Source organism: Caulobacter sp., assembly GCF_039596335.1.
In the GTDB taxonomy this organism is placed as follows: Bacteria; Pseudomonadota; Alphaproteobacteria; order Caulobacterales; family Caulobacteraceae; genus Caulobacter.
Genome location: NZ_JBCNJZ010000001.1, coordinates 745,477 through 759,620, shown reverse-complemented (window position 1 = coordinate 759,620; position 14,144 = coordinate 745,477). Strand labels below are relative to the sequence as shown.

Here is a 14,144-nt window from a genome sequence, read left to right as displayed (position 1 = left end):
GACATCATTACAGGATGTTCATGGAGAGATAGGGCGCCCCGCGCGGGCAGGTCTATATCAGATTGGGCATAGACTTGCTGGGGCAGGTATAGTGATCGCCGATCAGTCGTCCCCAAGAGGCGTGGCGGGAACAGGCGGGGTTTCGGCCAGTTGCTGGCGCAAGGCCTGATGTTCCGCATAGGCCTCCCGGCGAATGATCTCCATGCGGATCATGAGGTTGGCCCGCATGACTTCCAAGGCGGAAGAAGCTTCCGTGATGGGGGCGGTCTTGCGGGGCGCGGACTTCGACCTGGACTTCGACATGATGGGCTCCAATCGGATGGGTGAGGGAAGGCGCAAGGCGACGGTCTTCCGCCGGAAAGGCCGGCAGGCTGGGGAGGCGGCGAAGCGTCCGGGACGCGCCCGGAAGGTTTGTTGAGGAGTACCGTTTCGACGTGAACTGGGCGCTCCGCGCGGTCGTCTGACGCGGAAGCCTTCAGGGCGCGGGGTCTTAACCCGCTCCTGACGGAGGCCTCCGGCGGGCGGGAGGACAAGCGACCCTCCCGGACCGCGCGAGCGATTTCAGCCCGCGCCTGGCGCGCCGTTCGAACCTTCGCCGCCAGGGCTTCGTCCTGTGTTTCAAGGAACCTGCCACTGGATCCGTCGCGAAGGCGTCCCCGAAGAGACCCCGACCAGCGCTACCCGCTCGACCGCCCCACACCGCCCGTCAGGTCGCCAGCTGGACGGCCTCCCCAGCGATCGGGCGAGGAGAAGTATGGGGCGGTGGTGGGCGCCGTGCGTTCGGGGTGGTGAGAAAGTGGGAAGTCGTTGATTTCGTGGGGTTCGAGGCGGCGAACACCGAGGACAGGCGCCGCTGAACGCTCGTGGCTCCCCCTTCTCCCCTTGTGGGAGAAGGTGTCAGCGAAGCTGACGGATGAGGGGGAAGCCCTCACCCGACCGCCTCCGGCGGCCACCCTTTCCCGCAAGGGGAGAGGGATTGCTCTCAGTGCATGTTCTCCATATGTTCTATCCATGGTTGATCGCCCAACCACCTTCGCGCGCCACCTCCGCCGCAACGCCCCGGCGACAGAGCGGCTGCTCTGGCGCCTCCTCCGCGACCGCCGCCTCGATAATCTGAAGTTCCGCCGCCAGGTCCCGCTCGGCCGCTACGTCGTCGACTTCGTCTGCCTGCGCCATCGCCTGATCGTCGAAGCCGACGGCCCGCATCACCAGGACTCGCTCACCGATGAGGTCCGCGGCGCCTGGCTGCGCAGCCAGGGTTTCCGCGTGATGCGCTTCACCAACGCCCAGATCCAGGGCGACCCCGGCCGCGTCCTGGGCGCCATCCAAGACGCCTGCGCCGCTACTCTCCCTTCTCCCCTTGCGGGAGAAGGTGTCGGCGCAGCCGACGGATGAGGGGTCGATAACCGTCCCCGTCCTTCAACCCCTCACCCGACCCGCTCTGCGGGCCACCCTCTCCCGCAAGGGGAGAGGGGCAGTAGCGCGAGAGCGCTACGGCTCAAAATTCCGATAGCGCATCGCTTCGCACGTTCCGTCGATGCCGGGGAATAGAGAGCCCGCGTTGATCCCCATGAGGTTCAAATCCGAGAGCGCTTGAGCGCGATCCGCCAGTGGTAGGTCCACGGCCATCAAATATTCTTTCTTATTTAGAACTCCCATCGCGACAATATAGCTCTCGATGTCATCTATGTTCGTCAGAGTTGCTTTGGCTTGTTGAGGGACCATTCTATGGTTTTCGATTGAGTGGAATTCCAAAATCGAAAAATGCGGTGGTGCGTAAGCTATGGATGGCTTTTGAATCGTGTCGTTCCGCCAATGTTTCGCATCCAAGATATATATTCTGACGACCTCCTCGGGTTTCCGGTCTCCAGGTTTGGCGCAAAAAGCGAAGTATGCCGCTACGAATGGCGATAAGGACCAATCCAGAAGTGGTGTTGGATAACCGTGGTGCTGCAAAAGATTGTAGAAGGCTCCGTTCTGATCTGCATCACGAGTATCAAAGAAATGCTGTAGCTGGGCGCTAAGAACACGCCGCATTTCGTTTATGTCCCAGTCTCTATACCAGGCTAAATTCTTACGATTTGTGCGATGAAAGGAGGTTCGGAGGCGCTTTGGTGCGCACTGTCCGCGATAGAAGTACCTCTGAGGTTCAACTGCGAACGCCCATTCTTTGAACGATGCCCAGGAAATTACGTCGGGATGCGCTTGGAGTGCTGACGGGGTACCGGCGAGGCTTTTGTATAATTTTCCTCCCCCGCTAGAGATGGTTGTCTTGTAAGAGAAAATAACATCGCCATTCGGATCGAACTCGATGGATGGTCAGCTGTCTGGCCAATTTCGGTATTTGGATATTGCTCGTGTAAATCCGTGGATCCAAGTAGGAAGCCGTTATTGGGATTTAGTGGAGTTAGTGTTGCTCCCTCTACAATCTGCTTGCGGTCTCTATTGGGTAATGAGAAGCGTACAGTGCATCCAGGCAGTCTGCTATCATCTGGGAAGTGATATGCTATCCCTCTGATTTCCAAGCCGAAATCATCTAATTCCAAAACACCTAGGCCGGGTGACGCTCCCTCGACTTGACCAGTCCATTGGCCGCTCATGCTCTGCGTCATCTGTCGCCCCCTTTTCTGGGTCAAGCCTAGGAGAGTTGTGTTCTCCCGATCAATGGGTGGGTGCAGCTTGGTCTTTTTGAGGAAGCGTACCGCGGGCGCTTGCGTAGCTCAGACTTTGTTGGGGCTTTGGCCTTCCCCCTTTCCCTCTCTCCCCCACTAGGCTACACCCCGCCCCGATGACCCGCGCACCGCATCACCACGGCTGCCACCACCATCCGACCTCGCCTCGCGGGATCGGCCGGGTCCGCACGCTCTAAAGCCGAGCGACCCAGCCAGAGCCCCGCCTAGCGGATGGGGCTTGGCATAAGCGCCATCCGTCGAAGCCTAGACCCTTTAGGACCGACGCCGATGACCGACGACACTTCCGACACGCCCGAACAGACCTTCCGCCCCGAAGCCCGCGCGCCCCGCGGCTTTGCCGACAAGCGCGCGCGCGACCTGCGGGCCGAGCGGGCGATCCTGGAGGCGGTGTCGGCGGTCTATGAGCGCTACGGCTTCGAGGCGCTGGATACCGGGGCGTTCGAATATGCTGACGCTCTGGGCAAGTTCCTGCCCGACAGCGACCGGCCGAACGAGGGCGTTTTCGCCCTGCAGGACGATGACGAGCAGTGGATGGCGCTGCGCTACGACCTGACCGCGCCGCTGGCCCGGTTCGCGGCCCAGAACTGGGAGACCCTGCCCAAGCCGTTCCGCCGCTATGCCTTCGGTCCGGTGTGGCGCAACGAGAAGCCGGGTCCGGGGCGCTTCCGTCAGTTCATCCAGTGCGACGCCGACACGGTGGGCTCGGCCCGTCCGGAGGCTGACGCCGAGATCATCGCCATGGCGGTCGAGGGGCTGGAAGCGGCCGGCCTGCCGCGCGGCGCGGCGGTGCTGAAGATCAATAATCGCAAGCTGCTGAACGGCCTGCTGACGGCGGCGGGCGCCGACAGCGCGGGCCAGAAGCTGGCGGTGCTGCGCGCGGTCGACAAGCTGGACCGCCTGGGCGTCGAGGGCGTGCGGCTGCTGCTGGGCGAGGGGCGGCTGGACGAGAGCGGCGACTTCACCAAGGGCGCGGGCCTGAAGGGCAAGGCGGTCGACTCGGTGCTGGACTTTGTTCAGGCCGGAGCCGGCGGTCGGGCGGCGACGCTGGACAATCTGGCCAAGGTCATCGGCGGCTCGGCCGAGGGCGACGAGGGCCTGCTGGAGCTGTCGCGGATCGACGCCGCCCTGACCAGCCTGGGCATCGCCGACGATCAGGCCTTCATCGATCCGTCGATCGTCCGGGGTCTGGAATACTACACCGGCGCGGTGTTCGAGGCCGAGCTGCTGCTGCAAACCACGGACGAGAAGGGGGCCAAGGTCTCGTTCGGCTCGATCGGCGGCGGCGGGCGCTATGACGACCTGGTGGCGCGGTTCACGGGCACGGCGACGCCGGCCACGGGCTTCTCGTTCGGCGTCACCCGCCTGGCGGCGGCGCTGCGGGCGGCCGGGCGCGAGCCGGGCGGCGAGGCGCGCGGGCCGGTGGTGGTGATCACCTTCGACCAGGCGCACATGCCGGAATACTTCTCCGTGGTCGGACAGCTGCGGGCGGCGGGCATCGCGGCCGAGGTCTATCTGGGGACCTCGGGCATGAAGCCGCAGATGAAATATGCCGATCGCCGCAACGCGCCGGCCGTCGTCATGCTGGGCGGCGACGAGATCGCGGCCGGCACGGTGACGATCAAGGACCTGGACGCTGGCCGCCTGGCCGCCCAGGGCCTGTCCGACAACGCCGCCTGGAAGGCCGAGCGGCCCGGCCAGCAGACCATCCCGCGTGACCAGCTGGTCGCCGCGGTTCAGAAGATCATCGGGGGCTAGTTCATTGAGGCTCGAGCGTTCCATTCCGGCGGAGGCGCTCGACGCCATCCGCGCTCCCCTGCTGGCCGCAGGGGCGACCCTGACCGACGCGCCGGTGCTGCAGCCCTTGGGTCTGCTGCTGGACCTGACCGGCGAGGCGATGCGTTCGCGGCTGTTCGTGGTGTCCGGTGACGGCGGCGAGGAGGCCTGCCTGCGGCCGGACTTCACCGTTGCTGTCGCGCGCGCCCAGAACCAGGCCGGCCGCTACCGCTATGAGGGCAAGGCGTTCCGCGTCGCCCCGCGCGGCACGGATCGGGCTGAGGAGTTCCTGCAGATCGGCGTCGAGGCCTTTGAAGCGGGCGATCCCGTGGCCGCCGACGCCGAGATCGCCGCCCTGGCCTGGGCGGCCTCGGCCGCCGGCGGACGATCGGACCTGTCGCTGATCCTGGGCGATGTCTCGCTGTTTGCCGCCTTCGTCGACAGCCTGGACCTGGCTGCGCCCCTGGCCGCGCGCCTGAAGCGCGCCTTCGCCAAGCCGCGGCAGCTGAAGGCCGAGCTGGACGGCGAGGCCGCCGCGCCGCTGTCGGGCGAGCAGAGCCGCATCGCCTCGCTGCTGGCGGGCCTGCCCGAGGCCGAAGCCGCCCAGGTCCTGCAGGAGCTGTGGTCGCTGGCCGGCATCGAGCCCGTCGGCGGTCGCCGTCCGGCCGAGATCGCCCGCCGGCTCGTGGAGCGGGCCGAGGCCGCCAAGGCTGGTCGCCTGGACGCCGCGCAAGCCGACAAGGTCCGCGCCTTCCTCGCCGTCGCCGATCGTCCGAACGCGGCGCTGTCGGCCATCGTCGCCCTGGCCGGTCCCAATGACGGGGCGCTGAAGACCGCCATCGCCGCTTGGCGGGCGCGTCTGGAGGGCATGGCTGCGCGCGGCGTGCCGTTGGACCACGCGACCCTGGCCGCCGCCTTCGGCCGGGCCTTCGGCTACTATGACGGCGTGCTGTTCGAGGTGCGCTCGGCCGCCCTGGGCGACGAGCGTCCGGTGGCCGCCGGCGGCCGCTATGACGGCCTGCTGCCGAAGCTCGGCCTTTCCACCAACACCGGCGCGGTGGGCTGCATGGTCCGTCCGGCGCGCGCCTATGCGGGAGGCGGCGAATGAGCGGCGCACCGATGATCTTCGCCATCCCTTCGAAGGGCCGTCTGAAGGACCAGGTCGAGGCCTGGCTGGCCGACTGCGGCTTCAAGCTGGAGATGACCGGCGGCGCGCGCGGCTATTCGGCCGAGCTGTCGGGCCTGCCCGGCGTGTCGGTGCGGCTGCTGTCGGCCGGCGACATCGCCGCGGGCCTGGATAGCGGCGACCTGCACCTGGGCGTCACGGGCGAGGACCTGCTGCGCGAGCGCGGCGACGACATGGACAGCCGGGTCATGCTGCTGCGGGCCCTGGGCTTTGGCCGCGCCGACCTGGTGGTGACCGCGCCCAAGAGCTGGCTGGACGTCGACACCATGGCCGATATCGACGAGGTCGGGCACGCCCACCTCGCCAAGACCGGCCGCCGTCTGCGTGTGGCGACCAAGTATGTCACCCAGACCCGGGCCTTCTTCGCTCGCCACGGCGTGGCCGACTACCGCATCGTCGAGAGCAGCGGCGCCACCGAGGGGGCGCCGGCCGCCGGCGCCGCCGAGCTGGTCGTCGACATCACCACCACCGGCGCGACCCTGGCGGCCAACGGCCTGAAGATCCTGTCGGACGGGGTGATCCTCAAGAGCCAGGCCCAGCTGACCGCCTCGCTGCTGACGGCCTGGGCGCCGGAACAGCTTGGCTCGTTGCAGCGTTTGCTGTCGGTCGTCGAGGCCAAGGGCCGCGCCGGCAAGCTGGCGACCCTGGTCTGGCCGGCCGAGCAAGACGCAGCGGCTCAGGCCGCCGTGGCCGACTTCGTCGCCAAGGGCGGCTCGCGCCGGGCCAACGGCGCGCTGCTGGCGACGGGCGATCTCTTCGATGCGGCGGCCGCCCTGGCGGCGGCGGGCGTCGAGCCCGTGACCGTGTCGCGTCCGGACTATGTGTTCGAGTCGCGGTCGGCGGTGCTGGATCGCTTCGCGGCGGCCCTGGGAAAGTAAGTTTTGACGCCAGTGTCAAAATAGCGCTGTCTGAACGGTGATAACATCTGAAACTACGCCGTTCGCGTCAAAAATTCGTCCAATCCTTTGCAGAAAACGGATTCCCGCGTTGACAGCGTCATGAATTTGACGTTTCTAGACACTGCAAGGACGAAACGAGCCCAACAGAGAGCTCCCGTTCTTCGGCGTTTCGGGGAGGAAACGCCCGCCTAGATCGAATGATCGAGAAAATAGCCAGCCCGTCGCGATTATCCCCCGCGGCGGGTTTGGTGTATCTGGGCCCTGGTTTTCCGTTTTGACGGATTGGTCAAAATTGTAGGCGCCCGAGGCGGATGGTTTTCGTCCGACATCCACGCCATCCAGTCCTCACACACACACTCCGTTTCCCCGGCGAATGCCGGGGTCCAGATCCATCCGGGCAGGCTGGGGCGTTCGCGCCCAGGGACGGCGCCGCGCCCGAGAGGCAGCGGGTTCGATCTGGGCCCCGGCTTTCGCCGGGGAAGCGGCTGTAGGCGGGCAAAGAAAAAGGGCGCTCCCCTTGCGAGAAGCGCCCCAATCCAAACCCTATCTCCGAAACCTTAGCCCACCGGCGGCGGGGGCGCGTCGGCGTCCGTTTCCGGCACGTCGATCACGCCGCGGCCCAGGTGGCTCTTGCGGTAGCCATAGGCGAAGTAGACCACGATCCCGACGATCGCCCAGCCGAAGAACAGCATGATCGTCTCGCGCGACAGGCTGAAGAACAGATAGGCGCAGCCGAGGGCCGACAGCGGGCCGACGATGGCCACCATCGGGGCCTTGAACGGACGCGCGCGGCCCGGATCGGTCTTGCGCAGCACCACGACCGCGATCGACACCATGGCGAAGGCGAACAGGGTGCCCGAGTTGGAGATGTCGGCCAGCACGCCCACCGGGAAGAAGGCGGCGAACAGGGCCACGAACACGCCGGTCAGCACGGTGATGACGTGCGGGGTGTGGAACTTGGGGTGGATCTTCGAGAACACGGCGGGCAGCAGGCCGTCGCGGCTCATGACGAAGAAGATCCGGGTCTGGCCGAACATCATCATCAGGATGACCGAGGGCAGGGCCAGGCCGGCGGCGAGGCCGATCAGGTTGCCGATCTGCGGCCAGCCGATCTGGCGAAGCGTCCAGGCCAGGGCTTCCTTGGAGCAGACCACGGCGTTGTCGCCGATCGCCGAGCAGGCGGCGCTGAGCTCGGCGCTGCCAGGGCGCAGACCTGCGCCGTCAGCGCCCAGCATCGGCTGAGCGCCAACGCCGCCGATCACGCCGGCGGCGACCAGCACGTAGAAGACGGTGCAGATCAGCAGCGAGCCGATCAGGCCGATGGGCATGTTGCGCTGCGGGTTCTTGGTCTCCTCGGCCGCGGTCGAGACCGCGTCGAAGCCGACGTAAGCAAAGAAGATCGAGGCGGCCGCGGCCGAGATCCCGCCAAAGCCCAGCGGCGAGAACGGCTGGAAGTTCTCCATCTTCATCACCGGCACGGCGAAGATGATGAAGGCCGTCAGGGCCGAGACCTTGATGGCCACCAGCACGGCGTTGACCATGGCGCTCTCGCGGGTGCCGATGACCAGCAGCCAGGTGACCAGCAGGGCGATGGCCGCCGCCGGCAGGTTCACGAAGCCGCCGTCAAACGGCCCGCGCACCAGGGTGTTCGGAATGTCGATCCCGGTCAGGTGCTCGATCAGGCCGACCACATAGCCGGACCAGCCGACCGACACCGCGCCAGCGGCGACGGCATATTCCAGGATCAGCGCCCAGCCGACCATCCAGGCCAGCAGTTCGCCCATCACGGCGTAGCTGTAGGTGTAGGCCGAGCCCGACACCGGCACCATGGCCGCCATCTCGGCGTAGCACAGGGCGGCGATGGCGCAGACCACGGCGGCGATGACGAAGCTGATCATCATGCCTGGGCCGGCCTTTTGGGCGGCCTCGGCGGTCAGCACGAAGATGCCGGTGCCGATGACCGCGCCGATGCCCAGCATGGTCAGTTGGAAGGCGCCCAACGAGCGGTGTAGCGCCTTCTTTTCCGCCGTCGCCAGAATGGCGTCGAGCGGTTTTACGCGTCCGAAGATCATGAACAGTGCCCCAAGTTTTCGTGCCCATTCCCCATGGGCTTTGAGGGGGAGCCTAGCTCGCCCGGAGGATGGCGCAAGAGCGCCTAGGCGGGGGCGGTCAGAGCCTTTGCCGCCGTCGCACGAATGGCCTGGGTCAGGTCGTCCAGCAGGCGGGCCGACAGCCGGGTGCGCTGCCAGTAGAGCGACACCGAAATCCGTCGCCCCGGCGGCAGCTCGACCAGGCGACCGGCGGCCAGGTGCGGGGCGGCCATGGACACGGGTGTGGTCGCCCAGCCCAGGCCGGCCAGGGTCATGTCCAGCATGCCGGGCGTCGAGGGCGTCCAGTGGGTGGGCGGGGCGATCCGCGTCTCCCAGGCCTCGGCCGCCCAGCGCGCCTGCAGTTGATCGCGGCGGTCGAAGCGCAGGATCGGCGCGGCCCGGAGGCCTGCGGCCTCCACACCGTCAGGAAAGACTCGCGCCATGTAGGCGGGACTGGCGACGGCGACATAGTCCAGAGCGCCCAGCGGATAGGTCTTGCAGCCGGGCACGGGTGTGGGATCGGCGGTGACCGCCGCCAGCACCTCGCCCGAGCGCAGGCGGTCGGCGGTGTGGGCCTCGTCCTCCAGCACCAGGTCCAGCATCGCCCCGGTCTGCTCGGCGAACACGGCGGCGGCGGCCGGGAACCAGGTGCTGACGCTGTCGGCATTGACCGCGACCCGGATCGTCGACGGCGTCGGCGCGGGGCCGGCCAGGCCCGGCAGGTCATGGGCGACCTCGCTTTCCAGCAGCCGCACCTGCTCGACATGGGCGCACAGCTTGGCGCCGATCTCGGTGGGCCGGCAGGGAACACCGCGCGTCAGCAGGATAGCCCCGACCCGCTCCTCCAGTCCCTTCACGCGCTGTGACACCGCTGAGGGCGTCACGCCCAGCACGGCGGCGGCCTTCTCGAAACTGCCCTCACGGGCGACGGCGGCCACGGCGGCGAGGGACGGATAATCGAGCATTAGTCTGGCTAAATCTTCTTTAGGAAACTGAGTTAGACTACATCGCGGGGGGCCGGCATCAAGCCGTCATGACTCACGACCTCTTCCCTGCCTTCTCCTCCGCCGCCCTCGTGAAGGGCTTCTTCCTCTCCGCCGGGCTGATCATCGCCATCGGCGCCCAGAACATGTTCGTCCTGCGCCAGGGGCTGAAGCGAGAGCACGTCTTGCCGATCGTGCTGTTCTGCGCTGCCGCCGACGCGACCCTGATCATCGCCGGAGTCAGCGGGCTGGGCGGGGTGCTGGCCCTGATCCCGGGCCTGTCGCTGGTGCTGGCCCTGGGCGGGGCGGCGTTCCTGGGCTGGTACGGGATCTCAGCCCTGCGGCGAGCGGCCAACCCCTCGGCCCTGGTGATCGGCGCGGAGGCCGGTATGACCCTGGGCGCGGCCCTGGCCGGCACGGCCGCCTTCACCTTCCTCAATCCGCACGTCTACATCGATACGGTCATGCTGACGGGCGCGGTCGGCGCCAGCCTGCCGCCCGCCGAGCGCCCGCTGTTCACGGCCGGCGCGATCCTGGCCAGTTTCACGTGGTTCACGTCCCTGGGCTACGGCGCGCGCTTTCTGGCCCCGCTGTTCGCCAAGCCCATCGCCTGGCGCGTCGTCGACACCGGCATCGGCATCATGATGCTGACCCTCGCGGGAAGCCTGATCCACGGGGCCGTGGCGGGGTGAATTGACGCGTCACGACGGATATCAGGCTAAGCTATTGGAACATTTGCCCGATTCTCCGGCTTGTCCTTGCAGGAAGCAAACTGGAAGGCTGACATGGCTATGCGCACCGACACCCAAATCAAGCCCAAGCGCGGCTTTGCCGCCATGTCGCCGGAAAAGCGGCGCGAGATCGCCGCCAAGGGCGGCGCTTCGGTCCCCGCCGAAAAGCGCAGCTTTTCGCAAAACCGGGATCTGGCGGCGTCCGCCGGTCGCGTCGGCGGTTCGGCTTCACCCAGCCTGCGTCGCGACGCCTGAAGGGCGCGGCGATCGCGGTCAGCGGCGGCGCAGACTTCGCGGGAAAACCCCGGAACCGACCGCCGGCTGGCGACTTTTCCTATCGTCCAGACAGCATCATACGTGGCGCTTGGGACATCAGCGGCCCGGCAAAACGCCCCCCCCGACGATCGCCGGGCCGCGCCCCTTCTTTTCGCCCAAAGCTTTGGTCGCCCCCCAAAGCGCCTTTGGCGCGTTTAGGGATGATGGCTAAAACTCCCAAACCGCCCCACACCGGCAATGGCGAACTGACAATCGCCCGCCAGGCCCATCCCGTGGCCTTTTCGCTGCACTATCTCGACAACCGCGGCCAGCGCTCGGCCAAGGGCGGCCTAACCGGCTCGCCCGACGTCATGCGTGACGCCTTCCGCGAAGGCCGGGTGCATCTGGCGTTGGATGACGGCAAAGGTTTCGACGTCTCGATCATCGCCCACGCTGAAGGCAGCCCGACGGCCTATTTCGAGAGCGCTACCAGCCTGCGTTAGGCGCCGGCGCCCTTCATCCGCGTTGGGGGCGGCGACCTGCGCTTTCCGGAATTCGGGCCGGGCGCGGGCCGGGTCCCGGCGCTAGCGGTTCAGCGCGAACTCGACCGGCGCGTCCATGGCGATGCGCTCGCCCCTCACCGTGTGCGGCGGGGTGGGGAAGGGATCTGAGCGGCGGACCATGGCCATGGCCTCCTGGTCCAGCAGCGCGTGGCCGGTCGGCGTGACCAGACGGCAGTCCAGCACATGGCCGTCGCGGTCGATGACGAAGGCGACGCGAACGACGCCCTGCTGCTTCCGCATGCGCGCAGCCTTGGGATAGGTCTTGTTGCTCTCCAGCCAGGCGCGCACGCGGGCGGCGTAGCTGTTGGACGAGCCGGCGTGGGCCTGGACGCTGTCGGCGTCGCTGCGGCCGGCCGGCGGCTTGGCGGCGGTGGCGGTCATGGCCTTGGCGGCGATCGCGGTGGCTGCTGGCGCGCTGGAGGCGGGACGGGCGTCGGCGTCCGAGTCCAGAGGGGCGGCCGGCTTGGCCGGCGCAGCGGTGGGCGCGACCCAGGCCTCTGCGAGCGCGGCGACAGGACGGGTCTTCGCAGGCGGCTCCACGGGCGAGGGCGGCTTCGGGGCGTCCTCGGGTTTGCTCGCGGGCTCCGGCGCGGGCTTGGCCTCGGGCGACGCAGCGTTGTCGAAGGCGGTCAGCGACGGATCGCCCAGCGAGATCAGCATGGCCGTCTCGTCCTGGGCGATCGTCGACATCTGGGGCGCCATATGGACGGCGCCCAGCACCAGGACGCCGTTGATCGCCAACGACGTCCCGGTCGCCCAGGCGCGGATGTGCCAGGGCGTGCGCATGCTTAGAAGGTCCGGGCGAGGGTCAGCTTGAAGGTGCGGCCCTCGGCGTCCAGCGACATCAGGTGACGCTGGAAAGTGCGGTCGAACAGGTTGTCGATCCCGACCCGCACGTCCAGGCCGGCCAGGGCGCCGGCCTGCGGCTTCCAGGTCACGAACAGGTTGTGCACGTCGTAGCCCGGGGTGCGCAGCGAGACGGCCGTGACGTCGTCCTGGTCGTCGGTGATCTCGGCTCGCCAGCCGACGATCAGGTTCTGGGCTGGGAAGACATAGCCCAGGGTCAGGTTCAAGGTGTTGGCGGGGATGGTGTTCAGCGGCTGGCCGTTCAGGCGGTTCTCGCCGTCGATGATCGACACGGCAGCGCGGGCGAACAGGTTCTTGGCGCCGTACTCGGCCTCGACCTCGATCCCCTTGTAGCGGGCCTTGCCGATATTGACGAAGTAGGCCGAGGTCGCCGTGCCGCGGGCGATCAGGTTGTCGACGTCGTTCTGGAACAGCGTCGTCTTGATGTTGGCCTGGTCGCCCTGGCCGAAGATGTTGCGGAACTGCAGGGTGCCGCCCAGTTCGTAGTTCTCCGACTCTTCCGGCTTGAGGTTCAGGCTGTAGTTGGTCGAGGCCGTGGCCGTGCGGCTGTAGATCTCGTCCAGCACCGGCATGCGCACCGTGTGGGCGATCGAGCCGAACACCGAGAAGGTTTCGTTGATCGCGTACATGGCGGCGATCTTCGGCGAGATGGCGCTGTCATTGACCTTCTGCGTGGTGGTCACGCCCAGGCCCGGCTGCAGCTTGGTCCAGTCGATGCGGGCGCCGGGGATCAGGGTCAGCTTGCCCAGGACGAACTCGCCCTGGGCGAACAGGCCGTACTTCTCCATGTCGCCTTCGGGGTGGGTGGCCGCGCCGTGGTTTGTGCCGGTGGCGGTGCGGCGCGGGTTGCGGCGCTCCTGCTTGCTGGCCTGGGCCCCGATGGTGAGGAAGCCGACATTGTCGCCGGGGAGCTTGAACTCCGAGACGTTCTCCACCCGGCCCTGCAGGGTCTTGTACGAGAACTCGCTCTCGATCACGCCGCTCAGGAAGGTCGTGTCGGTCTGGTTGACCTTGGTGTTGGCGTAGGAGACCTGGGCCTTCAGATCGAGCAGCGGGTTGCCCGCGAAGTCGTTCTCATAGCCGAACACGCCGGTCTGGTCGGTGGTGATGCGGTGCACCGGCGTCGTGCCGAAGGCCTCGGCCTGGTCGTAGATCTGGGTGCTGTCGTTCTTCCAGTTTTGGTACGACGCCCAGAGGTTATGCTTCTTGTTGCCGCCGAAATAGTAGCGGCTCTTCAGCAGGTAGCTGTCGGACTCGGCCTTCGAGGTCGGGACCACGACGCCGTCGCCATTCTTGTACTCGTCGCTGCGGCGCACGGTGTACATGGCCAGGACGTCCAGGTTCTCGGTGGGCTTCATGGCCAGCACGCCCGAGCCGAAGCGGGCGTCGGCGTTGCTCTCGAAGCCGCCACGCAGACGGGCCGAGAAGCGGTCGTCGCCGGTCAGGAAGTCCGAGGCGTCCTTGCTGGTGAAGTTGACGACGCCGGCCAAGGCGCCCGCGCCGTACAGGGTCGAGGAGGCCGGGCCCCGCAAGACCTCGACGCGCTTGTAGAGCTCGGGATCGCTGAAGAACGAGCCCATGCGGTACTGCTCGAAGAACTTCGTCGTGCCGTCGATCTGCATCAGGATGCGGCTGTCGCTGTCGGCCAGGCCGGTGCCCATGCCGCGGATGTTGAAGCCCTGGCCCAGCGCGCCGACGCCCCCCATGGTCGAGACGCCGGGAATGGCGGTCAGCAGGTCGCCGATGGTCGAGGCCTGGGCGTTGTCGATGTCGTCCTGGTCCAGGGTGGTCACGGCCTGGGGCGTGTCGATCGCCACCTTCTCCTGGCCGGCCGAGACGACGACCTTGCCCAGCGACAGCTGGCTGGCGGTGGCGGTGGTCTCTTCCTGGGCGTGAGCCGCGCCGGCGAGAACGATCTGGGCGACGCCGGCCAGCAGGAGGCCGCGCGTGCGATTTGAAATGCGCATCGAATTATCCCCGACTTATATGCGAATAAGAATCATTAGCTCATCAAGGCGAGGCGACTCCCCTCTGGTGCTTGGGAGAGAGCGAAGCGCCGCCGCCGAACTGCGACGCCTTTTGGGCGCTCTCTTGATTAAATGCA

Annotated in this window: 13 protein-coding genes and 1 pseudogene; 8 read left to right on the top strand and 6 right to left on the bottom strand. The window is 67.1% G+C overall.

The genetic code is table 11. From position 1 onward, the window contains the following. Positions 1-102: 102 nt before the first annotated feature. Entirely contained in the window at positions 103-303 is a 201-nt protein-coding gene (locus ABDW31_RS03725; RefSeq protein ID WP_184715903.1) for a hypothetical protein, read from the bottom strand. A 708-nt stretch (positions 304-1,011) separates the two neighbouring features. On the opposite strand from ABDW31_RS03725, the gene ABDW31_RS03720 reads away from it, so the two are divergent. Both ABDW31_RS03720 and ABDW31_RS03715 read left to right on the top strand, forming a co-directional pair. After that, positions 1,012-1,395 carry a DUF559 domain-containing protein gene (locus ABDW31_RS03720; protein WP_184715905.1) on the top strand — a complete coding sequence of 128 codons (384 nt, stop codon included), beginning with the start codon at positions 1,012-1,014 and terminating at the stop codon, positions 1,393-1,395. Next, positions 1,361-1,481, top strand: a pseudogene (locus tag ABDW31_RS03715) (hypothetical protein). Before ABDW31_RS03720 ends, ABDW31_RS03715 begins: the two are co-directional and overlap by 35 nt. Before the next feature lie 10 nt (positions 1,482-1,491). On the opposite strand, the gene ABDW31_RS03710 reads toward ABDW31_RS03715, so the two are convergent. Continuing rightward, positions 1,492-2,190: an FRG domain-containing protein gene (locus ABDW31_RS03710; protein WP_343698306.1), complete on the bottom strand. Its 699-nt coding sequence runs from the start codon at positions 2,188-2,190 to the stop codon at positions 1,492-1,494. A gap of 770 nt (positions 2,191-2,960) precedes the next feature. Between ABDW31_RS03710 and hisS the strand changes: the two genes are divergently transcribed. From hisS to hisG, 3 genes are read left to right on the top strand one after another with little or no spacing between them, the layout of a single operon-like run. Further along, positions 2,961-4,448: a histidine--tRNA ligase gene (gene hisS, locus ABDW31_RS03705; protein ID WP_184715907.1), complete on the top strand. Its 1,488-nt coding sequence runs from the start codon at positions 2,961-2,963 to the stop codon at positions 4,446-4,448. After that, a complete protein-coding gene (locus tag ABDW31_RS03700; RefSeq protein WP_184715909.1) occupies positions 4,405-5,574 on the top strand; it encodes an ATP phosphoribosyltransferase regulatory subunit in 1,170 nt (389 codons plus the stop codon). Before hisS ends, ABDW31_RS03700 begins: the two co-directional genes overlap by 44 nt. Continuing rightward, on the top strand, positions 5,571-6,530 hold the full coding sequence (gene hisG, locus ABDW31_RS03695) for an ATP phosphoribosyltransferase (RefSeq protein ID WP_184715911.1): 960 nt from the start codon (positions 5,571-5,573) through the stop codon (positions 6,528-6,530). The genes ABDW31_RS03700 and hisG overlap by 4 nt, the downstream gene beginning before the upstream one ends. A 578-nt stretch (positions 6,531-7,108) precedes the next feature. On the opposite strand, the gene ABDW31_RS03690 is transcribed toward hisG, so the two are convergent. Continuing rightward, a complete protein-coding gene (locus ABDW31_RS03690) occupies positions 7,109-8,623 on the bottom strand; it encodes an amino acid permease (protein ID WP_184715913.1) in 1,515 nt (504 codons plus the stop codon). An 83-nt stretch (positions 8,624-8,706) separates the two neighbouring features. Continuing rightward, positions 8,707-9,606 (bottom strand): LysR family transcriptional regulator ArgP, encoded by a 900-nt coding sequence (locus ABDW31_RS03685; protein ID WP_184715915.1) that lies wholly within the window; start codon positions 9,604-9,606, stop codon positions 8,707-8,709. 68 nt (positions 9,607-9,674) lie between these two features. On the opposite strand from ABDW31_RS03685, the gene ABDW31_RS03680 reads away from it, so the two are divergent. The 3 genes from ABDW31_RS03680 (at position 9,675) to ABDW31_RS03670 (ending at position 11,113) form a co-directional block, all read left to right on the top strand. Further along, positions 9,675-10,316 (top strand): LysE/ArgO family amino acid transporter, encoded by a 642-nt coding sequence (locus tag ABDW31_RS03680; protein WP_343698291.1) that lies wholly within the window; start codon positions 9,675-9,677, stop codon positions 10,314-10,316. Positions 10,317-10,415: 99 nt separating this feature from the next. Next, on the top strand, positions 10,416-10,610 hold the full coding sequence (locus tag ABDW31_RS03675; RefSeq protein WP_184723574.1) for a KGG domain-containing protein: 195 nt from the start codon (positions 10,416-10,418) through the stop codon (positions 10,608-10,610). A gap of 221 nt (positions 10,611-10,831) precedes the next feature. Next, positions 10,832-11,113: a hypothetical protein gene (locus ABDW31_RS03670; protein WP_343698290.1), complete on the top strand. Its 282-nt coding sequence runs from the start codon at positions 10,832-10,834 to the stop codon at positions 11,111-11,113. An 81-nt stretch (positions 11,114-11,194) separates the two neighbouring features. Here ABDW31_RS03670 and ABDW31_RS03665 read toward each other — a convergent pair whose 3' ends face one another. Next, entirely contained in the window at positions 11,195-11,959 is a 765-nt protein-coding gene (locus tag ABDW31_RS03665; protein WP_184715920.1) for an energy transducer TonB, read from the bottom strand. A 2-nt stretch (positions 11,960-11,961) separates the two neighbouring features. After that, positions 11,962-14,007 carry a TonB-dependent receptor gene (locus ABDW31_RS03660; RefSeq protein WP_184715922.1) on the bottom strand — a complete coding sequence of 682 codons (2,046 nt, stop codon included), beginning with the start codon at positions 14,005-14,007 and terminating at the stop codon, positions 11,962-11,964. Between the last annotated feature and the right edge of the window lie 137 nt (positions 14,008-14,144).